General features: G+C 70.5%; 21 protein-coding genes and 2 pseudogenes. 11 read left to right on the plus strand and 12 right to left on the minus strand.

Going from position 1 to position 18,589, the window contains the following annotated elements:
- The 5 genes from HYE82_RS20785 to HYE82_RS20805 all read right to left on the minus strand — a co-directional run.
- Positions 1-397 (minus strand): DUF6114 domain-containing protein (locus tag HYE82_RS20785; protein ID WP_256987484.1); only part of this gene is annotated, 397 nt, incomplete at its 3' end.
- Complete coding sequence (locus tag HYE82_RS20790) at positions 388-1,050, minus strand: DUF6230 family protein (RefSeq protein ID WP_256987485.1); 663 nt, start codon at positions 1,048-1,050, stop codon at positions 388-390. The genes HYE82_RS20790 and HYE82_RS20785, both read right to left, overlap by 10 nt.
- Positions 1,051-1,180: 130 nt before the next feature.
- Positions 1,181-1,966: a MerR family transcriptional regulator gene (locus HYE82_RS20795; RefSeq protein WP_309144389.1), complete on the minus strand. Its 786-nt coding sequence runs from the start codon at positions 1,964-1,966 to the stop codon at positions 1,181-1,183.
- 28 nt (positions 1,967-1,994) lie between these two features.
- Positions 1,995-3,209 (minus strand): methyltransferase, encoded by a 1,215-nt coding sequence (locus HYE82_RS20800; protein WP_256987486.1) that lies wholly within the window; start codon positions 3,207-3,209, stop codon positions 1,995-1,997.
- 131 nt (positions 3,210-3,340) lie between these two features.
- On the minus strand, positions 3,341-3,691 hold the full coding sequence (locus tag HYE82_RS20805; protein ID WP_179175628.1) for a tetratricopeptide repeat protein: 351 nt from the start codon (positions 3,689-3,691) through the stop codon (positions 3,341-3,343).
- 106 nt (positions 3,692-3,797) lie between these two features.
- On the opposite strand from HYE82_RS20805, the gene HYE82_RS20810 reads away from it, so the two are divergent.
- Positions 3,798-4,763 (plus strand): pirin family protein, encoded by a 966-nt coding sequence (locus tag HYE82_RS20810; protein WP_179175629.1) that lies wholly within the window; start codon positions 3,798-3,800, stop codon positions 4,761-4,763.
- A 364-nt stretch (positions 4,764-5,127) separates the two neighbouring features.
- Here HYE82_RS20810 and HYE82_RS20815 read toward each other — a convergent pair whose 3' ends face one another.
- The 3 genes from HYE82_RS20815 to HYE82_RS20825 all read right to left on the minus strand — a co-directional run bounded on the left by HYE82_RS20815 (position 5,128) and on the right by HYE82_RS20825 (position 6,909).
- Positions 5,128-5,592, minus strand: coding sequence for an NUDIX hydrolase (locus HYE82_RS20815; protein ID WP_309144390.1), 465 nt, complete (start codon positions 5,590-5,592; stop codon positions 5,128-5,130).
- A 119-nt stretch (positions 5,593-5,711) separates the two neighbouring features.
- Complete coding sequence (locus HYE82_RS20820) at positions 5,712-5,957, minus strand: hypothetical protein (protein ID WP_179175631.1); 246 nt, start codon at positions 5,955-5,957, stop codon at positions 5,712-5,714.
- 118 nt (positions 5,958-6,075) lie between these two features.
- Positions 6,076-6,909: a hypothetical protein gene (locus HYE82_RS20825; protein WP_179175632.1), complete on the minus strand. Its 834-nt coding sequence runs from the start codon at positions 6,907-6,909 to the stop codon at positions 6,076-6,078.
- A gap of 85 nt (positions 6,910-6,994) precedes the next feature.
- On the opposite strand from HYE82_RS20825, the pseudogene HYE82_RS20830 reads away from it, so the two are divergent.
- Positions 6,995-7,165 (plus strand): annotated as a pseudogene (locus tag HYE82_RS20830) (cupredoxin domain-containing protein); the annotation flags it as partial.
- The gene (locus HYE82_RS20835) at positions 7,162-7,434 is read left to right on the plus strand and encodes a heavy-metal-associated domain-containing protein (RefSeq protein WP_179175633.1); all 273 of its coding nucleotides are present in this window, start codon (positions 7,162-7,164) and stop codon (positions 7,432-7,434) included. The pseudogene HYE82_RS20830 and the gene HYE82_RS20835, both read left to right, overlap by 4 nt.
- A gap of 93 nt (positions 7,435-7,527) precedes the next feature.
- Here the strand turns inward: HYE82_RS20835 and HYE82_RS20840 are convergent, their stop codons facing one another.
- Entirely contained in the window at positions 7,528-8,250 is a 723-nt protein-coding gene (locus HYE82_RS20840) for a hypothetical protein (protein WP_179175634.1), read from the minus strand.
- 88 nt (positions 8,251-8,338) lie between these two features.
- Positions 8,339-8,734: a hypothetical protein gene (locus tag HYE82_RS20845; RefSeq protein ID WP_179175635.1), complete on the minus strand. Its 396-nt coding sequence runs from the start codon at positions 8,732-8,734 to the stop codon at positions 8,339-8,341.
- Between the two features lie 405 nt (positions 8,735-9,139).
- Here HYE82_RS20845 and HYE82_RS20850 point away from each other — a divergent pair, with 405 nt between their 5' ends.
- Both HYE82_RS20850 and HYE82_RS20855 read left to right on the plus strand, forming a co-directional pair.
- A complete protein-coding gene (locus HYE82_RS20850) occupies positions 9,140-9,679 on the plus strand; it encodes a DUF4396 domain-containing protein (RefSeq protein ID WP_179175648.1) in 540 nt (179 codons plus the stop codon).
- Positions 9,680-9,931: 252 nt separating this feature from the next.
- Positions 9,932-10,342 carry a four-helix bundle copper-binding protein gene (locus HYE82_RS20855; RefSeq protein WP_179175636.1) on the plus strand — a complete coding sequence of 137 codons (411 nt, stop codon included), beginning with the start codon at positions 9,932-9,934 and terminating at the stop codon, positions 10,340-10,342.
- 453 nt (positions 10,343-10,795) lie between these two features.
- Here HYE82_RS20855 and HYE82_RS20860 read toward each other — a convergent pair whose 3' ends face one another.
- On the minus strand, positions 10,796-11,245 hold the full coding sequence (locus tag HYE82_RS20860) for a hypothetical protein (protein WP_179175637.1): 450 nt from the start codon (positions 11,243-11,245) through the stop codon (positions 10,796-10,798).
- Between the two features lie 37 nt (positions 11,246-11,282).
- On the opposite strand from HYE82_RS20860, the pseudogene HYE82_RS38285 reads away from it, so the two are divergent.
- The 5 genes and pseudogenes from HYE82_RS38285 to HYE82_RS20880 all read left to right on the plus strand — a co-directional run.
- Positions 11,283-11,402, plus strand: a pseudogene (locus HYE82_RS38285) (pirin family protein); the annotation flags it as partial.
- A 565-nt stretch (positions 11,403-11,967) separates the two neighbouring features.
- Complete coding sequence (locus HYE82_RS20865; protein WP_179175638.1) at positions 11,968-12,630, plus strand: deoxynucleoside kinase; 663 nt, start codon at positions 11,968-11,970, stop codon at positions 12,628-12,630.
- A 448-nt stretch (positions 12,631-13,078) separates the two neighbouring features.
- Positions 13,079-13,243: a hypothetical protein gene (locus tag HYE82_RS20870; protein WP_179175639.1), complete on the plus strand. Its 165-nt coding sequence runs from the start codon at positions 13,079-13,081 to the stop codon at positions 13,241-13,243.
- A gap of 185 nt (positions 13,244-13,428) precedes the next feature.
- The gene (locus tag HYE82_RS20875; RefSeq protein ID WP_179175640.1) at positions 13,429-14,157 is read left to right on the plus strand and encodes a DUF4097 family beta strand repeat-containing protein; all 729 of its coding nucleotides are present in this window, start codon (positions 13,429-13,431) and stop codon (positions 14,155-14,157) included.
- A 251-nt stretch (positions 14,158-14,408) separates the two neighbouring features.
- A complete protein-coding gene (locus tag HYE82_RS20880) occupies positions 14,409-16,259 on the plus strand; it encodes a copper resistance CopC/CopD family protein (RefSeq protein WP_179175641.1) in 1,851 nt (616 codons plus the stop codon).
- Between the two features lie 246 nt (positions 16,260-16,505).
- Here HYE82_RS20880 and HYE82_RS20885 read toward each other — a convergent pair whose 3' ends face one another.
- A complete protein-coding gene (locus HYE82_RS20885) occupies positions 16,506-17,657 on the minus strand; it encodes an agmatine deiminase family protein (protein WP_179175642.1) in 1,152 nt (383 codons plus the stop codon).
- A 396-nt stretch (positions 17,658-18,053) separates the two neighbouring features.
- Here HYE82_RS20885 and HYE82_RS20890 point away from each other — a divergent pair, with 396 nt between their 5' ends.
- Positions 18,054-18,572 (plus strand): hypothetical protein, encoded by a 519-nt coding sequence (locus tag HYE82_RS20890; protein WP_179175643.1) that lies wholly within the window; start codon positions 18,054-18,056, stop codon positions 18,570-18,572.
- Positions 18,573-18,589: the final 17 nt, after the last annotated feature.

Here is an 18,589-nt window from a genome sequence, read left to right on the forward strand (position 1 = left end):
GAGCTGGGGCCTGCGGGGGTGTGGGGGAGCCCTCCGCAGGCTCGGGGCGCGGGGCGGCGTACGGCTGCCAGGCGAACATCAGGCCGCCGCCGAGGATCCCGAGCAGGGTGCCGATTAGGAAGCCGCCGAGGTTGGACAGCACGAGCGCGGCGGTTGCGATGAGCGTGGTCAGGACGCCGGCGAGGCTGCGCTGGGCGGGGGCGAACCAGGCCGTGAGGCCGAGCACGATCATGACGATCCCCATGAGGACCGACGGGATGCCCGCCACGCCCTGCTGGAGCATGACCTTCAGCGGTGCCAGCGGCAGGACGCATATCTCGGCCCCGGCGAGGACGGCGAAGAGCCCGCCCCAGAACGGCCTGGTACGCCGCCACCGCCGCCATCGGCTCAGAAGCATTCCTTCTTGCCCTTGCTGATGTTCATGCTGAGCCCGGAGAGCTTGAAGGTGCCCGCGTTGGTCGCCCACGCGGTCTGCTGGAGGTCGGTGATGCTGACGGTGTCCGCCTGCTGGGCGAACAGGTCCTGCATGCCCACGGCCTCCGCCGGGCCCTTGTCGAGGGTGGAGGCGTCGCGGCCGATCTCGATGTTGGTGAAGACGGCGTTGCCGGAGAGCTGGGTGGCGTCGACGAAGAGGTTGCTCGCCTCGACCGGGGCCTTCTTGCCGGCGGTGAGGTTGAGGGAGATGTCGCCGACCAGGGGGAGCGAGGTCACCACGGACTGGCACAGGTTGTGCAGCCGGGCTTCCTTGATGGCGGTGACCGCCACCGGGATGAGCTCTTGGCGGGCGTTGACGTCGACGCTTCCGTACTGGGCGAATCCCTCGCCGTCCAGGCTCGACGCCGCGACCTTGAACTGCTGGCCGGAGACGGCGAAGGAGGCGGCGAGCGCGCCCTGCGCGAGGGCGATGCCGAGGCCGGCGGTGACGGCGACTGCGGGGAGGGTCAGCACGGCGAAGCGACGCCAGCGGACCCGTCCGGCACCCTCGTCGGGGGTTGACGCACCTCTGCCGGGCGGGCCGGATACGTCCGATAAGTGCAGGGAATCGGTCATGGGATCGTCCCTTGGTTTCGGCTGTGCACCGTTGTTACCGACGAGTTGAATGTAAGAGTGCCAATGGGGGTTGGCAAGGTTGCTCGGGCGTACCGTTTCGGCCGAGTGCTACCCGTCGGTCCTGCCCCGCCTACCGCTCCCTGCCCAGGAGTTCGGCGACCTCGGCCTCCACCCTCCGGGCCATCGCCCGGGCGAACTCCGCGGCCACGACCTCGCCGGCGACCGGACGCAGCGCCGCCGCCGTACCGCTGATGTGATCCAGTTGCACGGCCGAAAGGTGCTCCAGCCCGTCCGGGCCGATCACATGCCGCCGGAACAACCCGACGAACCGGTCCGCCAGCGCCGCCGCCTGCATCCGGACGAGGTCCCCCGCGTCCAGGATCTCCGCGAGCGGCACGCCCTGCCGCACCAGCGTGAGCGTCGCCTCCAGCAGCCGCCGGCTCCGGTGCGTGACCAGGTCACCGTCGATGCGCACGTACCCCAGCCGGGCCGCCCGCCGGGTGTCCTCGGCGGTCGCCGCCGGGCCGAACAGCTCGGCCAGCTCGGCCAGGGTCATGGTGACCGGCTCCTCCTCCACCCGGTCGCCTGTCATCGCCCGCTCCAGGCCCAGCAGTTGGGACAGACCCCCGCCCGCCTCCCAGGCGTGCAGCAGCTCGCCGATGCCGTTGACCGTGTAGCCGCGCCCGAGCAGATCGCTGATCAGTCGCAACCGGGTGAGGTGGTCATCGGAGTACCAGGCGATCCGACCCTCCCGACGCGGCGGCGGCAGCAGCCCGCGCTCCTGGTAGTAGCGCAGGTTGCGCACCTTGACGCCGGCTGCCTGCGCCAGCTCCTCCCGGCGGTAGCGCCCCGGGCCGTTGCCGTCCCCTGCCTCGCCGTCCACACCGTCCACGTCGTCCCGCACCAGGCTGCTCACGCGGCCGAGTGTAGGACGTACCGGCTGGTCACATGGGGCGCGTACGCTTCTCCCGCTTCACGGCCCGCAGGACAACGAACCGCGGTTCGCTCGCGGCGACTTCACTGTTGCCGAAGAGGCGCCGCAGGTGCGTGTGGTAGCCGAGGTGGCGGTTGGCGACGATCCACAGCTCGCCGCCCGGCCGCAGCGCCCGCCGCGACTGCGCGAACATCCTCAGCGCCGTCGCGTCCGTGGTGGCCTGGTGGGAGTGGAAGGGCGGATTGCACAGCACGAGGTCCACCGACCCGGCGGGCAGCATCGACAGCCCGTCGCCGACGAGGAACTCGGCCCGGTCGCGGCGGCCGCGCCGGACGTTCGCCTCGTACGTGGCACGGGCGGAGGCCACCGCCTGGTACGACTCGTCCGCGAACACCAGCTCCGCGTCGGGGTCCGCGACCGCGACCGCCGTACCGACGATGCCGTTGCCGCAGCCCAGGTCGACGACGCGGGCGCCGTCCGTGTTGGTCGGGATGCTCTGCAGGAAGAACCGGGTGCCGACGTCGAGGCGGTCCGCGCAGAAGATCCCCGCGTGGTTGACGGCGGTCAGGCCCGCCCCCGAACCGGCGTCCCGGTCCAGCGTGTACGTCAGCGGCCAGCCGCCCCCGGCCGGCGCGTCGGCGGCCGCGGCCGCGATGACCTCGGGATCCGGCGTGCAGAAGATCAGCCGGGCCTTCTTCTCGGCGAGGGAGGTCCTGGTCGGCCCGAGGATCCGCCCGAAGAGGTCCAGCGTGGAGGTGTGGATCTCCTTGACCATGCCCGTGCCGACCACGACCGTGCCGGCGTGGACGTGCGGGGCCAGCCGCAGCAGCTGGTCCTCCAGCAGCGCCAGGCTCTTCGGCACGCGGACCAGCAGCACGTCGATCCGCGGCGGCGGCGCGTCCTGCGTGGTCAGAAGCGTGACCGCGCCCGCCGAGGCCCCGGCGCGCGCCAGGTTGGCCTCGGTGGCGGCGCGGGTGAGCGCGGAGTCGGTGATCTGCGTCGGCCGGTACGCGGCCAGCGCCGTCGCCAGCGCCCCCCAGCGGTCCCCGAGCACCGTGATCTGCCCGGCGCCGGCCAGATCCACCGGGCCGCGCTCGCCCGTACCGGAGTCCAGGTGGCGCAGCAGGTACTCGTCGGCGGCGTCCCAGGCGCGGAGCCGGTCGCGCGGGTCGGAGGGGAAGCGGGTGAGCTCGTGGGAGCCGAAAGGCGTGGTCAGACGGTTCATCGTGCCCCCAGGCTAACCGAGCCGGCCGTCCGCCCCCGCACGCACGCGGCGGGAGGGCGGGACGGTGAGCCGGAAGCGCGCCGGGGCCGCCGGGGCCTCCGGCGTCGCCACTCGGCCGGGACGGGGCGCCTCTACCCGGGAAACTCCCCGGCCATCGCACCGGCCAGCCGCAGGTACGGCGCCGCCTCGCCGGCCCGGCCCTGGCGCTCCAGGGTTCGGCCGAGCAGCAGCTGTGCGTAGTCCTCCACCGGCCAGCGCTCCAGGATCGCACGGAGCTCCTCCTCGGCGCGCGAGAGCTGCGCGGAGTGGTAGTAGGCGCGGGCCAGGAGCAGCCGCGGTGCCAGCTGCCCGGGGACCTCGGCCGCGAGCGCGTGCAGGACCTTCGCGGTCGTCGCGTACTCCTTCGCGTCGAAGAAGAGCCGGGCACGCGCCCAGCGCTCCGCCGCCGTCCCCTGCTCGTAGTACGTCGTCGGCGCGTCCATAGGGGTCCTTCCGCTGCGCGGGTGCTGCGTTCGCCCCCTCCAACACGTGACGGGAGCCCGGCATTCCACGGACCACGGCGGCGGCGGCGGTACTAAGTTGGTCCGCATGAGCAATCTCGATCGCCAGCCCGCTCTCTCCGCCTGCGGCGGCCGCGGCTTCGTCGTGGCCGAACCGGTGCGCGAGCTCCTCAGCCCGCGCACGGTCAAGCTCGGGGAATCCACCGAGGTCCGCCGACTCCTGCCGAACCTGGGCCGCCGCATGGTGGGCGCCTGGTGCTTCGTCGACCACTACGGCCCGGACGACATCGCGGGCGAACCCGGCATGCAGGTTGCCCCCCACCCCCACTGCGGCCTCCAGACGGTGAGCTGGCTCCACGACGGAGAGGTGCTGCACCGCGACAGCGTGGGCAGCCTGCAGACGATCCGGCCGCGCGAGCTGGGCCTGATGACCTCCGGCCGAGGAATCAGCCACTCCGAGGAAAGCCCCCGCACGCACAGCCGCCTCCTGCACGGCGCCCAGCTGTGGGTGGCCCTGCCCGACACCCACCGCGACGTGGAGCCGCACTTCCAGCACCACGCCGAGCTGCCGCGCGTGACCGCCCCCGGCCTGAGCGCCACGGTGATCCTGGGCACCCTCGACACGGCGACCTCGCCCGGCACGGCGTACACCCCGATCGTCGGCGCCGACATCGCCCTGGCGGCCGGTACCGAGGCCGGGCTCCCGCTGGAACCGGACTTCGAGTACGCGGTCCTGTCGATGTCCGGCGAAGCCCACGTCGACGGCGTCCCGGTCCTCCCGGGCTCCATGCTCTACCTCGGCTGCGGCCGTAGCGAACTCCCGCTGCGCGCGACCTCGGACGCGGCCCTGATGCTCCTGGGCGGCGAGCCGTTCGAGGAGGAGATCGTGATGTTCTGGAACTGGATCGGCCGCAGCCACGAGGAGATCGCGCAGGCCCGCGAGGACTGGATGAACGGCACGCGCTTCGGCGAGGTGAAGGGCTATGACGGCCCTCCGCTTCCTGCCCCTGAACTCCCGCCTACGCACCTGAAGCCCAGGGGACGGGTGCGCTGACCTGCTTGTTTGTGTGGGGCGAGGGTTGGGTGTGGTGGCTGCTCCCGACCCTCCGCTTTTGACTTGGCGGGGGAGGTCCTGGACACGGTGCGAGAGCCTTCGGCGCCGACGGCCGAGTCTCACGTTCTGCAGGCTGTCACCGAGTTTGGTCGGCCGAATGCTGACGCTTTGCTGACTTTGCTGACGAGGAGTTAGGTCCTGGTTGCCGGTCAGGCAAGTCCTCTTGCCAGTGAAGGGCAGTGGTGGTGGCCGCCGCTGCGCCGTCGGCTCCAACGGTCGTGACTTCGGATCCGGCCGGACGTGCGATTCGTGGATGAAGCGTGCGTGGCGGATCTTGTGTACAACTGACAACGCCCTTGCCTGCCTAGCCGAGGCATTCTCGCCCTGGCGGCCGTGGTCGAGATCGAAGGATGACGTCCAGGTATCGCCGGACCGGCTTGAAGAGCCCGTACGGGATGTACTGCGGGATCTCCGGCAGGGGCACCCACGCGACCTCAGCGATTTCATCGGCGTCCGCCACGTGCGCGGTCCCACCGGCCACCTCGCAGGCCGTATACGACACTTGCCGGCCGGTGATTGGGTGGACCCGCTCGCCCAGCGGAGCCACGGCGACCACGTCCAGGTCGGCCTCCTCCTTCGTCTCGCGGACGGCGGCTTCCTTGCAGGTCTCGCCCGGTTCGACTTTGCCCGCCGGGAACTGCCACGAGAGTTGGCCCTCTGCAACTTGTCGCCGTACGAGCAGCACTCGACCCTCGTGAACCACAACGGCCCCGGCAACCCGATGCTCAGGTTGAGCATCGCTATTCACCGACGCCTCTCGGTTACTCACGGCAGCCGCCTTCGTTGGGGCGGGACGGCGTTCTCGTGTCGGTGGGACGTCGGGGCCTGGGGGCTTTGCGAGCCCCTCGTTGTTACTGCGATGCGTTGCATGGTGCGGCTCTCCGATCCTCATCCCTCGAAGAGCATTTCTTCCACCGCGGCCGGCGCCGCTGCCTCCTGCTGTGTGCGCTCGAACTCGAGCTGCCACGCTCGTGCTTCGGCGTAAGCGACGTGGACCATGCTGCCCGGACACAGCACCAGTGCCCGCGGCTCGATCTTGTGGTCCTTGACCGATCCGTACCCGATTCGTTTGGTGGGCAGCAAGGCGTGCGGAACGGAGCAGGAGGGACATGGAGCCTTCGGGAGGGTCTCCATGTCACCAGGATGGCCCAATAAGTTCCGGCGCGGCAGGGAGCGCACGAGCGCGCACCGTGGCACGTCGGTCGGCAGCTTTCTGTAGCCCATCATGATCACTGGGGTCGTGACCAGATGATCACCAGGCTGATGGCGCCGGTTCCGCTTGAGTACGGCACCCTGAAGCATCGCGCGGCGACGTCGCCTGATGCCCTGCGCCAGGGTGGCATCCGTTGCGGGGCGAGCTGCGACTTTCGTCGCCGGCTTTGTTGCGCCCGTGCCTGGGCTCGGGTTCATGCAGGACGAGAAGTTCGAGACCGGCCATTCTGCAATGCTCCCGGGCTTCCTCCAGGAGCGGCTCGGGGATGACGTCAATTGCCGCCATGACGTGCACGTCGGCCTTCAGACGGTGGCTGAGTTCGACGTCACGCCTGATCTGGCTTTCCTTGGCGAATTCGGCGGCGCTGACTTTCGCCTCGTAGACGCCGAAGATGTCGACTTCCTTCGTGTCGCCATCGGCGAAGCCAACATCGACGCCGGGGAGGAAGTGTGAATCGGGGGCGCGTTCTTTCAGGGTGGCGACGACGAGCAGGTGGCTGAGCACGCCGCTGTCAACGGCCCCGGTCGATGAACCCGTTGAGGCGATACATGATTCGACGGACTTACCGTTGTCCCGCCCGTACCGATCCCAGACCGAGCCCGCGCTCGGCCCACCCCTGTTCACAAGCGTCGCGGTGCTGGTTGAAGGCGTGCACGATGGCCTGGTGGGCGGTGTTCGTCTCGGGCGGATCGGGTTCGGCTCCTGCCGGTGCGGCCTCCGCGATGACCGAGTGGTGGCCAGATCTGCGAGTCGCGCTTCGGTCTCGGCCAGGGTGGCGGTGAGGTGCTCGATCTGGCCGCGTAGTTCTCCTGCTCGGGCGGTGGCCTCGTCGTGTTGGGCCTGGAGGTCTGCCAGGAACTCGATGACGTTCATGCCGCCTTCGCGAGGGTGTCGCGCCAGGCCGGAGCGGGTGTGGTGAGCCGGCGGGCCATGTTCGCGGTGGAGGCGAGCCGATGCCGGAGGCTGTGCCCGCGCCTTCACGATCCCCGAACTCGGCATCGAGGAGATCGTCAAGAAGAACGGCGACACGCGCATCGACCTCGGCGCCCGCAAGCCCGGCAAGCTCCTCTTCTCCTGCGCCATGGGCATGCAAGGCGGCACCATGGACTTCCAGGGCGGCCAGGCATGAGCTGGCTGCGCCGCCGCAAGGCCCCAACGGCCGACCGTGAGGCCGCTGACCCCGGAGCGGTCGTCCTGCGCATCCAGGGCATGCACTGCTCAAGCTGCGTACGCCTCATCGACGCGGAGCTCGAGGAACTCCCCGGCGTGCGCTCTGCCCGCACGTCCCGGAGGGATGCCCGCGCTGTGGTCCAGCTCGATCAGCGGGGTGCCGTGCACGCGGACGATCTGGTTGCGACCGTCGAGCGCGCCGGCTACCGAGCGGTCCCGATCAACTGAGGAAGCCCTTCGCAAGCGACATGGGCAAGACCACGGGCCCAGCGTGGTTCACGCTGGGCCCGTGAGTACGGCTATGCGGTTGCCGGACCGGGGTCAGTGGCTGTGGGACGAATGACCGCCCCCTTCTGGCGCGGCGGGTGCCTTGGGCGGGTTGTTCTGCCCTGCGGGTGCCTTGGGCGGGTTGTTCTGCCCGGCGGGTGCCCGGGTCGGCTGGCCCTGCTCAGCGGGAGCCTGGTCCGACTCTGCGGGGGTCTGGGTCGTGGAGCCATGGTCGTGGCTGTGGCCGTCGGAGCTGATGGTCCCGGCCAGGGCGGTCATGCCCAGCCAGGTGAGGGCCGCGATCACGACGACGACGGCCGCGAACGGACTGACGAGGTGCCGCCAGCGCCCCTTGGAGTCCTTGGCGACGAACGCGACGTACGACATGAGCAGGCCGATGGGGGTCATCCATGCGCTGCGCTCGGGGAACTGCTCGAAGTGCTGGATGCCGCCGCCGACCAGGCCGACACCGAAGGACAGCAGCAGGGAGAACGCGACCAGCGAGACCGCCTGGCCCAGCGCTGGACGCTCGTCGGACAGCACGAACTCGTTGACGATGGTGCCGAGGAGGAACACGAAGGCGCCGACGACGCAGATGATCGCGTACAGCGACGGATTGATCGGGTAGTGGACGACGGCGCCGGCGATGAGGGCGGCGCCCATGAAGTAGAGCATCTGACCGCTGTAGCGAGCCGGGAGCGACTTCTTGTCGAAGGTGGGGCGGCGATGCCTCGAGGGGGGAGTCGCCCGGAGCTCGGGCTTGAGAGCGGTGGTCATGCAGGTACGGCCTTTCAGATCTTGCTGAGTGAGAGCAGGCAGAAGCCACGCCGGCACCAGTGGTGCGGCGTCAAGCTGGGTGCAGCTCTCAGCAGCGCAGGATCGAAAGTCGGTGTAGGCACGGTGGGTCGCCGGTGCGGCTGATCCAGCGGTGCACGGGTGCTGACGAACGGCGGAGCGCGTCGAGGATGCGGTTGGAGCCCCCACGAATACGCGCGAACGCGTGCAGGGCGGCGACGAGGTACAGCAGCGCCAGGCAGATCTTTCCGGCCCCGCCGTGGTTGCAGGGGGAGTCGCCGTCGCGGCTGTGCCGTGCTTCGGTGGCGTCCTGGAGCGCGACGTCAGAGTGGGTGTGCGGAGCCTTTTCCCCTGCATCGATGACCGGCAATGCGGCAGCGTGCCCGCTGTGGGCGTGCACATGGGAGATCGGGGCATGCATCGCGAACACGGCAAACACCACCGCGAAGACCGTTGCCAGCAGCAACGCTCCCCTGTGGTGGCCGCGACGGACCCTGCCTGAAATCACGCTGCACGACCCTAGGGGGCCCTGGTAGCGAAACAGCAACTGGAGGGGGTCCCGGGTCCGCGATGAGAGGTAGATCACATCAAGTGTGGATCTGTCTGCGCGGCGTCACCGCATGGCCGCGTGTCGGGCTGGTGCTGAAGGGCGCTTGACGGGCGATTGCGTGACAGGGGCTTCGAGCCTGCCGCGGAACGTGAGGACGGCGAGGTTGGCTCGGGCCCGCCCCTGCTGGGCCCCATATGTCGTCACCGACTACCGGCCCTGATCGACTGAAGAAGCCCCCTCGCCATATACCCCCTAGGGGTATAAACTTGGCCAGTGACGGGACCACGGGGGCTCACGTTGGACGAGGAAGAGGCGAGGGAAATGGACCACTCCGCACACCACGCGGACGCGTCTGCGCACGACCACCCGGGCCACGTGCACGACCCCGGACATGCGCACCACGCGGGGCACGTTCACGCCGGCGGAGCAACCACCTGGTCGATGGCAGCGAAGGCGACCCTCCACTGCCTCACCGGGTGCGCCATCGGCGAGATCCTGGGCATGGTCATCGGTACGGCTCTGGCCTGGCACAACGCCCCGACCATGCTCCTGGCGATCGCGCTCGCCTTCTTCTTCGGCTACTCCTTCACCCTCTACGCCGTCCGCAAGGCCGGCCTGGGCTGGAAGGCCGCCATCAAGGTCGCCCTGGCCGCCGACACCGTCTCGATCGCCGTCATGGAGCTCGTCGACAACGGCATCATCGCACTCGTCCCGGGTGCGATGGACGCTCACCTGAGCGACGGCCTGTTCTGGTACGCGCTCCTCGGTGGCTTCGCCGTCGCTTTCCTGATCACCACGCCGGTGAACAAGTGGATGATCGGCCGCGGCAAGGGCCACGCCGTCGTCCACGCCTACCACTGACCCCACGCCTTCCCGCAGGCCCGCGCCCGAGCCCCGGCTCAGGGCGCGGGCCTGCATCGCGCAGCAGCCGCCGGAAGCCCGGCGGCGAGACCGGCCGGCACCAGGCGCAGCGCGGTCCGGACCCTCTCGCTGATCACAGTGCTGCGGTGCGCCGTCAGGGGCCCGGGGCGATCCTGGCCGTAGGACGCCGTACGGCTTCGTCGAAGGCGCACCTCACCTCCGGTCGGCGGCGGGAAAGCGAGGGCCGTCGTCATGAACGCGCCCGTCAAGGACATGCTGCACAGCTACCCGGCCGACCTCGGCAACGTCGACCAGGACAAGCTCGCCCGCTGCATCGAGGAGTGTCTCGCCTGCGCCCAGGCCTGCACGGCCTGCGCCGACGCCTGTCTCTCCGAGGGGATGGTGGGCGACCTCACCAAGTGCATCCGCACCGACATGGACTGCGCCGACATCTGCACCGCGACCGCCGCAGTCCTCTCCCGCCACACCGGCTACGACGCCAACATCACCCGCGCCCTTCTCAACGCCTGCGCCGTCGCCTGCAAGGCGTGCGCGGACGAATGCGCCTCCCACGCCGACATGCACGAACACTGCCGCATCTGCGCCGAGGCGTGCCGCTCCTGCGAGCAGGCATGCAACGACCTCATGGCCTCCCTCGGCTGACGGTGTCGCGAACGGAATGGGCGAGGGAGCCCAGCGATCTCAGGCCGGGACTCGGGACCAGTGCCGGATGAGGCAGTTCGAGGCGAAGAAGTGGCGGAGGCTGTAGATGACCAGGCCGTCGGGTATGTCGAGGTCGCCTCGTCTCTTGAGCCGCTGCCACTGGTTCTGGAGGAGGTCCGGCAGGAAGGGGCTGGTGGAGTCCCGTGGAGGGCGCAGTAGGTAGCCGTCGGTAGTGCCGTGCCTTTCGGCGTACCACTCGATGGCGCTCTTGGTCCGTCGGGGAAGCAGGACGTCGCGGTACTCACCGAGCTTGCGGTGCTTGAGGCGGTCGTGCGTCTCGGTCGATTGGTTGACCTGCTCGGTGACGCGGTAGACGGTCGTCGGCCACGATGTTGTTGACGTTGACCGCGGCGGCCTCGCCGTTGCGTAGGTTGCAGCCGCCCATGAGTTCCACTACGACCCGGAACACGTCGTCCCCGGCGCCGCGCAGGGCCTGGAGCTGCGCAGGGGAGGGGATGACGGCACGCTTGGGGTCGTACCGAGGTGGCTTGACGCCCAGGGGAGGTTGTCGTCGAAGAGGCCCAGGCGATGCGCGTCGAGGAGTATCGACTTCAATATGTGGTGCTGGAGAAGCGAGTCGAGGTGGCTGAGTGACGCCGCAGCAAGGTGACGCTGGCCAGCCTCGGCGGTCCACTCCCGGAACCGCATTTGACCGTACTTCTCGATGCGCTCGCTCTTCGCCGGGTTTGCCGGTGCGGCCTTCTTCGCGTTGTAGACACTGGTCAGTCGCGCCTGACTCCTCGACTGGTTCCCGTCGGGGCCTCTGTAGCGGACCTTGTAGAAGTGCGGGCACTTCGCCCACCGGGACGCGGGGTGCTCGCAGTCCTTGAAGAAGGTGCCCATTCCTCGGGCGAGTGTTTTGGCTGCCATGAGCCTGGGGGCCCGCGAGGACTGGATGAACGGCACATGCTTCGGCGAGGTGAAGGGCTACGACGGCCCTCCGCTTCCCTCGCCCGAACTCCCTCCGAGCCACCTGAAGCCCAGGGGAAGGGTGCGTTGAACTGCTGCTTCGTGCGGACCCGGGTTGGGTGCGGTGCTCACGCCTTCCACGAGGTCGTTGCCGGATCCGGGCGGGGCGCGCGATCCGTCACCGAAGTGTGCGCATGGGCGCATAGTGGATCTTGTGTGCACAGGTTGCCGACGGCCTGAACCAGGGCTGTTCCCCTGGGGCAGGTTGATGCGCGGTGGGGCGTGCCTTTGGCGCCGCGGGGCTCCCCCTCGGCGTTGGATCCCCGGTGATCCCGGCCGGGCCGGTGAGGTTGCGGAGGGTGAGGGCACCGGGAGCGAGGCGACCTGGGTGCCGGTGCTCTGGCCGGCGTGGGGCGAATCGTCATTTAAGCTTCAGGCGACCGTGGGGCGGTGGCTCGCCGTATGCGACAACCACGGAGCGGTCAGGGCCGTCCGACCAGGCGGCCTGCGTCGGGTCCTCGATCCGGGCCCGGGATTCCATGGCGCCGATCATGAAGGCCCTGCCCGGGCATCGGGTGAGCGCCTGCACGCGTCTCAGGGGTATGGGGTGCCCAGCCGTCCCCCGTGAACAGAAGACCCCCAGGGAGAAGTGAGGTATGCCGGTGATCTGCGTCGGAGGCATGATCGGAATCGGCAAGACGAGCGTGGCCGAGCTGATCGCCAAGGAGCTGGGCAGTGACGTCTTCTACGAGAGCGTGGACGACAACCCCATCCTCCCGCTCTTCTACACGGCGAGCCCCGAGGAGATCCAGGCGAAGCGCTACCCCTTCCTCCTCCAGCTCTACTTCCTGCAGACGCGGTTCGCTGCGATCAAGGAGGCGTACAAGAAGGGCGACAACGTCCTCGACCGGTCCATCTACGAGGACTGGTACTTCGCCAAGGTCAATCACGATCTGGGCCGGATCAGCTCTCTCGAGATGCAGGTGTACGAGGGGCTGCTCGAAGAGATGATGCGCGAGATCGACGGCCTGCCGTACCGCAAGGCACCCGATCTCATGGTGTACCTCAAGGCGGACTTCGAGACGGTGCTGCACCGCATCGGGTTGCGGGGCCGCGATTTCGAGCAGGACGACAGCCTCGTCGAGTACTACCGGACGCTGTGGTCCGGCTACGACGACTGGGTGCACAAGCACTACTCGGCCAGCGAGGTCCTCGTCGTCGACATGAACCACACGGATGTGGTGCACAACCCCGACGACGCGGCTCGTGTGGCGCGGGAGGTCAAGGACGCCGTGGCCGCGGCCAGGAGCCGGGGCTGAAGCCCTTCCACGCGGTGCCTCCCGGTGGAGGTAACCGGCCGGGCCGACCGTCGCCGCGGACAGGGACTCGGGATCTCACTCGCCCCCACCTCCGGGCGGCGGCGCTACAGTGTCCGCCCGTGCCTGTTCGGCTGGGCGCGGATGCTGATTCCTTGGCCGCGTCTTTTGACGGGTCGTCAATTCATCTTCGCACGCAGGCCGCCCGCCCCCGGTGCGAGGGGTGCGGCTCAACCTGCGTCGTCGTCGATCCGGCCCGATTCCGCTGCCTGCCGACCGGAACGCTTCGGCCTGGTACCCGTCGACCCGGCGTTCGCTCCCAAGGCTCATGCCGGTGCCGTGCCCTTCCTGCGGTTGGCCGTCGAGGCCCTCGACGTGCTCGATCCGGGCGGCGAGATCGTGTGCACCCACATCGTCGCGAAGGAACGCATCGTCATCCCGGAGAACCGCCGTGGCCCTGCTGCGGCGCCATCTGGGCGGCGACCGCTTCTCGGTGGCCGACCCGGCCGATCGCATCGGTGACGCGTCGGCCCGGGTGCTGGTGGCCGATCTGCCGGAATGCCGGATGGTCAGTGTGCTGCAGACAGCGCCGCGCAGCCGGCCGGACGGCGGGTAGCGGGTCGCGCGCGCCGTCACCGCTCGCGGTCGGGTCGCGGTCCGGGCCGGCGTCGGGCGGGGGTTTGCCTCATGGCCGGGCGGTTACATGCGCGATAGCGTCGCAGAGCGCCGGGCCCACCAGGGGCCCGGACCGGTGTTCTCATCGTGCCCGCTCGGGCGATTCTCCAGAACTGGGGGACCTTCATGCGTCAGTTATTCCGCGGTTTCGGGATCCTCGCGGCGTCCGGCATCGCCGTCGTCTCACTCGCCTCGTGCGGCCTCGTGCAGGGGGAGACCCACGAGGACGACAGCACCCTCTCCGGAAAGATCACCTCGGTGCGCTTCGACAACGGGTCGGGCGGTGTCACGGTCAACGGCGTCCCGCACGGCGCCCCGACGCTCCACCGCAAGATCAAGTTCCGGGGCGACCGACCCGAGGGGGCCACCCACCGGATCGAGAACGGCGTGCTGATCCTCGGCGGCTGCGGCAATCGCTGCTCGGTCGGCTACACCGTCGACGTGCCGCCCGGCATCCCGGTCACCGGGGAGGCCTCCAGCGGAGCGGTCCGCCTCGCCCAGGTCGGATCGGTCCAGGTGGCGACCAGCTCCGGCCGTGTCGAGATGAACGGCGTCACCGGCACCGTTGAGGTGCGGACCAGCAACGGCCAGATCAAGGGCACGGGCATCAAGGCCGACCGGATCCAGGCCGAGACCTCCAACGGCAGGATCAGCCTGACTCCGGACACCCCGGCCGATGTCCGCGCCCAGACCTCCAACGGTGACGTCACCCTCACCGTGCCACGGGCCGGATACCGGGTGACCGTCGACTCGGGCCATGGCGACCGGACCATCGACGTGCCCAACGACCCGAACGGCACGCACGAACTCCGGGTGCGCACCGGCAACGGCGACATCACCATCCGGAACGACTGAACCGGGCGGGCCCGGTCCGCATCGCGGCTGCCGCGTGCCGCGTGGGCGACGCATTGCCGGTGCGGCGATCCGGGCGCGGGGGTGACGCGTCCGGGCTTCTTCGCGCAGTGGTCGGGCGGGCAGCCGCACCCCGTCTGCCCGCACCCCTTCATACAGGACCTGCGGCCGCGGCCGGGTGTTCCGCCCGGCTCTTTAGCGGAAGTTGCTTAAGCGGCTCCGTCGGCCGCCGGGAGCGCCGAGACTGCCTGGTCATGCACACCGGATCGCCTCCTGCCAGGACGTCGCTGACGCTCCTGGCGCTGGTCGCCGCCGTGTTCGCCCTGGTCATCGGCGGGGCGGGCACGGCTTTCGCGCATGCCGGACTCAGCGGCTCCGATCCTGCGGACGGCACCGTGCTCAAGGTGGCGCCGCAGCAGGTCACGCTCACTTTCACCGAGTCGGTCGGCTTCTCCGAGGACTCGGTGAGGGTGCTGTCACCGGACAACGAGCGTGTGAACCCCCGTCCGGCGCAGCACGTGGACGGCAAGGACAACACCGGTCGGGTGGAGCTGTCCGACGAGCTGCCCCAGGGCACCTACACGGTGGCCTGGCGGGTCGTCTCGGCCGATGGCCACCCCATCTCCGGCGCATTCGTCTTCTCCGTCGGCAAGCCGTCCGGGACTGCTGCCGTCGCCCCGACAGGATCACTGGACGACACGGCAGTCGGCCGCCTGTACGGCTTCTTCCGCTACACCGCCTACAGCGGGCTTGCACTCCTCGTCGGCGCCGCCGCGTTCGTCCTGGTGTGCTGGCCCGCCGCGGGGGCGGACCGCCCGGTGCGCAGGCTGCTGACCGCCGGGTGGCTGACGCTGGCGGCGTCCACGGTGGTGCTCCTGCTCCTGCGGGGCCCGTACGAGACGGGGGGTCAGCTGATGTCGGCGCTCGACCTGTCCCGGGTGGGCCGGACCGCCACCGGGAGGCCCGGGGGAGCGCTGATCGTCCGGCTCGTGCTGCTCGCCGTGGCCGCGGTGCTGCTGAGGCGGCCGGCCGCACGGCTCAACGGTCCCCGGGTCCGCTGGGCCGGGGCGGCGTTCGCCCTGGCGCTGGCGTTCACCTGGGCCGCCGCCGAGCACGCCTCCGCGGGCATCCAGGTGCCGCTCGCCGTTCCCGCCGCTGTCCTGCACCTGCTGGCCATGGGGGTCTGGCTGGGCGGCCTGATCACGCTGGTGGTCCTGCTGCGCAGCCGAGGGCCGGGCAGTCCCGCCGTGCCCGCGTCCGTGATCGGCCGCTTCTCCACGCTGGCCTTCACCGCCGTTGCCGTCCTGGCCGGAACAGGGGTGTACCAGTCATGGCGGCAGGTCGGCTCCTGGGAGGCCCTGTCCACCACGTCGTTCGGAAGGACCCTCATCGTGAAGATCGCCGCGGTGGTGCTCGTGCTGTGGGTGGCCTCCTTCTCACGGCGTTGGACCGCCCGCCTCGTCCACGCGGCGCCTCCGGCGGCGGAGACCCCGACGGTCCCCGAGCCCGAGCCGGTGAAGGTCGCGCAGACGGTCGGGGGGCCGGCTTCTCCGGTGGTGACAGCCCCCCGGGGCGACGGCCCCAGCGAGCCGCCCGGTGTCGAGGCCGACGGGTACCGGCGCAGCCTGCGCCGCACGGTGGCCGTCGAGGCCGCACTCAGCGCCGTGGTCCTCGCGATCACGACCTTGCTCACCGGTACCCAGCCCAGCCGCGCCGCGGGCGAGGGGATCGCGGCGGCCGCGGCGCAGCAGCCGCAGGTGAAGGTGGTCATGGTCCCCTTCGACATGGGGACGGCCAACCACCAGGGAACGGTGCAGATCACCCTGGCGCCGGGACGCGTCGGCGAGAACACCGTCGAAGCCGTGGTGTTCACCGCGGACGGCGGCCTCGCGACCGTTCGCGAACTCCGGCTCAGCCTCACCCAGGACGACCTGGACATCGGCCCGATCGACGCCAGACTCAAGGACCAGAAGGGGTACTGGGCCGCCTATGACCTGCGGCTGCCCATGCCGGGGGAGTGGACCATGAACGTGACGGTGCGCACCACGGAGATCGACCAGGTCACCGTGCGCGAGACCGTCCGCATCACTTCCTCGTCGCCGTGAGGTCAGGAGCTCCTCGGTCGTGCCGCGCCGGCTCGCCGGCGCCTTCCTCCACCGGGACTGACCCGGCAGCCCACGCCCCGCGGGGCGACCGAGGCAGCCCCCCGCGGGGCCGGAGCGGGAGGGGCCGGCCCGCTCGCTCCCCGACCTCTGCACCTGCGCCGCCGACCCGTGTCGGCGCGTCCCGCCGCGGCTGTCGGATCCGCAGGCGAGGTGGCGGGGCAGGGCGGACGTGTCCGGGGCGAGGCGTCAGGCGGCCGGCTTGCCGGGCTGGTCGTGGGTGGAGCAGTGGATGCCGCCGCCGCCCGAGGCGATCGTGTCGATGACGACCGGGACGACGTCGCGCTGCGGGAAGTGTTCCCGGAGGATGCCGCGGGCGCGGTCATCGGCCTTGCGGTCACCGAACCGGGGCATGAACACGGCGTCGTTGGCGATGTAGAAGTTGGCGTAGGCGGCCACGAAATCGTCGCCCCGGCCCGTGATCCGGTTCAGGTCGGGTTGCGGGAGGTCGATGACCTCGAAGCGCCGGCCGCGGGCGTCCGTCGCCTTCGACAGGACGGACTTCGCCTGGTCGGCGGAGCGGGACCAGGAGTCCGGCGGAGTGTTCGGGTGCGCGCGGTCGAGCAGGACCACGCCGGGTTCGGTGAACCGTACGAGGCTGTCGACGTGGGCGTCGGTGATGTCCTCGCCGCGTACACCGGCCAGCCATACCACCTTCTCGACGCCCAGGGTCTGCTTGAGCTCGGCCTCGACGGTCTCCCGTGACCTGCCCTCGTTGCGGTTGTCGTTGACGATCGAGCTCTCGGTGATCAGCAGGGTGCCCTCGCCGTCGGGCTCGAAGGAACCGCCCTCCGCGACCAGCGGGGCCTGCACCCGGGGGATCCCGTACTTCTCCAGCAGGGCGCTCCCCACCTTGGCGTCGTTGGTGTGATCCTGCTTGTTGCCCCAGCCGTTGAAGTTGAAGTCGATGCCGGTGACCTTGCCGCCCTCCCCGACGAACACGGGGACGGTGTCGCGGGCCCAGAGGTCGTCGACGGCCAGCGGGATCACCTCGACCTGCGAGCCGCACGCCCGCTGGGCGGCCGTCACCTGGTCGGGGCGGGCCATCACGACCACTGCCTCGTACTCTCCGACGGCGCGGGCGATGCGGGCGACGTCCTCGCGGACGTAGCGAAGGTCCTCCTCCCACACGCCCGCGGCCAGGGCGGGCCAGGACATGAAGGTCCGGGTGTGGCTCTCCCACTCGGCGCCGAGGCGGCGCTCCGGTCCGCCGCCGGGCGTCGACGAGGAGGATCCGGCCGGGGAGCCGGAGCGCAGAGCTGTCCCGGCGGGGCCGCAGGCCGCCGCGCCGAAGGCGAGGGCGTGCAGGGCGGTCCGGCGTGTGGGACGCAGGTTCGACACGGGGGACTCCGATCGTGGACCGGCGGACGCATGGGTCCGACCGGGGCGGCCGGGGCGGCCGGGGCGGCCGCGGGGGTGCGGCGAGGGCGTGGGCCCCCGGGCTCTTGCGACAAGGGTGCCGCCGGCCCCGCGGTCGGCCGCTGGGCGGGACACGGGACGGCGCGTGTCGCCACTCTGACACTGACTGAATTTTCAGTCAAGGCGCTGTCCCGCATCCGACCAGGGACGTTCGGCCCCCGGGGGGACGGGTCGGGGGACGTTCGGGCCCTTCTCGGTCCGGTGAGTCCGCGTGTTCACTCGTGATTCGGGTCCGCCCCGTCGGTGACGGCGGGCGGACCCGTTCGTACGCGGGACGAGTGGAGGGCGGCGCCGGATGGCAGGGAAGCGAGCGGGCGGATGATCGCGGCGGTGGGCCATGCCGATCTGTGCCCGGACACGCTCGAGCTGGTGGAGTCCGAGGTGCGGGCGCGAGTCGAGCGCTGGGCGGGGAGCGCCACCGCGGTGGTCCGCGCGGGTGCAGGGCTGCCGGTGGCGTTCGGGCGGGCCGTGCACGCGGCGGGCGGGCGGCTGGTGGTGCTGCTCGCGGCCGAGGGGACGGTGCCCGCGCCGCTGCCGCAGCGTGACCGCGCCGCGGCCGGCGAACTCCTCCTCCTGGCCGACCGGGCGAACCTGGTGGAGTTCGATCCGGATGACCGCGCCGCGTGCATCGGCGCCGATGAGTGGATGATCCGGACCAGCCGTCGGCTGCTGGCCGTGTGGGACGGTTCGCCGTCCGACGGCCGCGACGCCACCGCGCACCTGGTGGCCTATGCCCGGGCCCGCGGCGTTCCGGTGGACGTCGTCTGGCCCGAGGGGGCGGCCCGGGACCGGGGCTCGCTCCGGCACCTGCGCACGGTGGGGCGCTGTCTCTTATAGACATATGACGCTGCCGA

Origin of the sequence: Streptomyces sp. BR123, assembly GCF_013401435.1 — a bacterium.
GTDB lineage: Bacteria > Actinomycetota > Actinomycetes > Streptomycetales > Streptomycetaceae > Streptomyces.

Excerpts from the sequence above, each read along its gene's own strand:
- HYE82_RS20790 (WP_256987485.1), bottom strand. The coding sequence starts at position 1,050 with ATGACCGATTCCCTGCACTTATCGGACGTATCCGGCCCGCCCGGCAGA.
- HYE82_RS20800 (WP_256987486.1), bottom strand. The coding sequence starts at position 3,209 with ATGAACCGTCTGACCACGCCTTTCGGCTCCCACGAGCTCACCCGCTTC.
- HYE82_RS20805 (WP_179175628.1), bottom strand. The coding sequence starts at position 3,691 with ATGGACGCGCCGACGACGTACTACGAGCAGGGGACGGCGGCGGAGCGC.
- HYE82_RS20810 (WP_179175629.1), top strand. The coding sequence starts at position 3,798 with ATGAGCAATCTCGATCGCCAGCCCGCTCTCTCCGCCTGCGGCGGCCGC.
- HYE82_RS20820 (WP_179175631.1), bottom strand. The coding sequence starts at position 5,957 with ATGGAGACCCTCCCGAAGGCTCCATGTCCCTCCTGCTCCGTTCCGCAC.
- HYE82_RS20825 (WP_179175632.1), bottom strand. The coding sequence starts at position 6,909 with ATGAACGTCATCGAGTTCCTGGCAGACCTCCAGGCCCAACACGACGAG.
- HYE82_RS20835 (WP_179175633.1), top strand. The coding sequence starts at position 7,162 with ATGAGCTGGCTGCGCCGCCGCAAGGCCCCAACGGCCGACCGTGAGGCC.
- HYE82_RS20840 (WP_179175634.1), bottom strand. The coding sequence starts at position 8,250 with ATGACCACCGCTCTCAAGCCCGAGCTCCGGGCGACTCCCCCCTCGAGG.
- HYE82_RS20850 (WP_179175648.1), top strand. The coding sequence starts at position 9,140 with ATGGACCACTCCGCACACCACGCGGACGCGTCTGCGCACGACCACCCG.
- HYE82_RS20855 (WP_179175636.1), top strand. The coding sequence starts at position 9,932 with ATGAACGCGCCCGTCAAGGACATGCTGCACAGCTACCCGGCCGACCTC.
- HYE82_RS20860 (WP_179175637.1), bottom strand. The coding sequence starts at position 11,245 with ATGGGCACCTTCTTCAAGGACTGCGAGCACCCCGCGTCCCGGTGGGCG.
- HYE82_RS20865 (WP_179175638.1), top strand. The coding sequence starts at position 11,968 with ATGCCGGTGATCTGCGTCGGAGGCATGATCGGAATCGGCAAGACGAGC.
- HYE82_RS20875 (WP_179175640.1), top strand. The coding sequence starts at position 13,429 with ATGCGTCAGTTATTCCGCGGTTTCGGGATCCTCGCGGCGTCCGGCATC.
- HYE82_RS20880 (WP_179175641.1), top strand. The coding sequence starts at position 14,409 with ATGCACACCGGATCGCCTCCTGCCAGGACGTCGCTGACGCTCCTGGCG.
- HYE82_RS20890 (WP_179175643.1), top strand. The coding sequence starts at position 18,054 with ATGATCGCGGCGGTGGGCCATGCCGATCTGTGCCCGGACACGCTCGAG.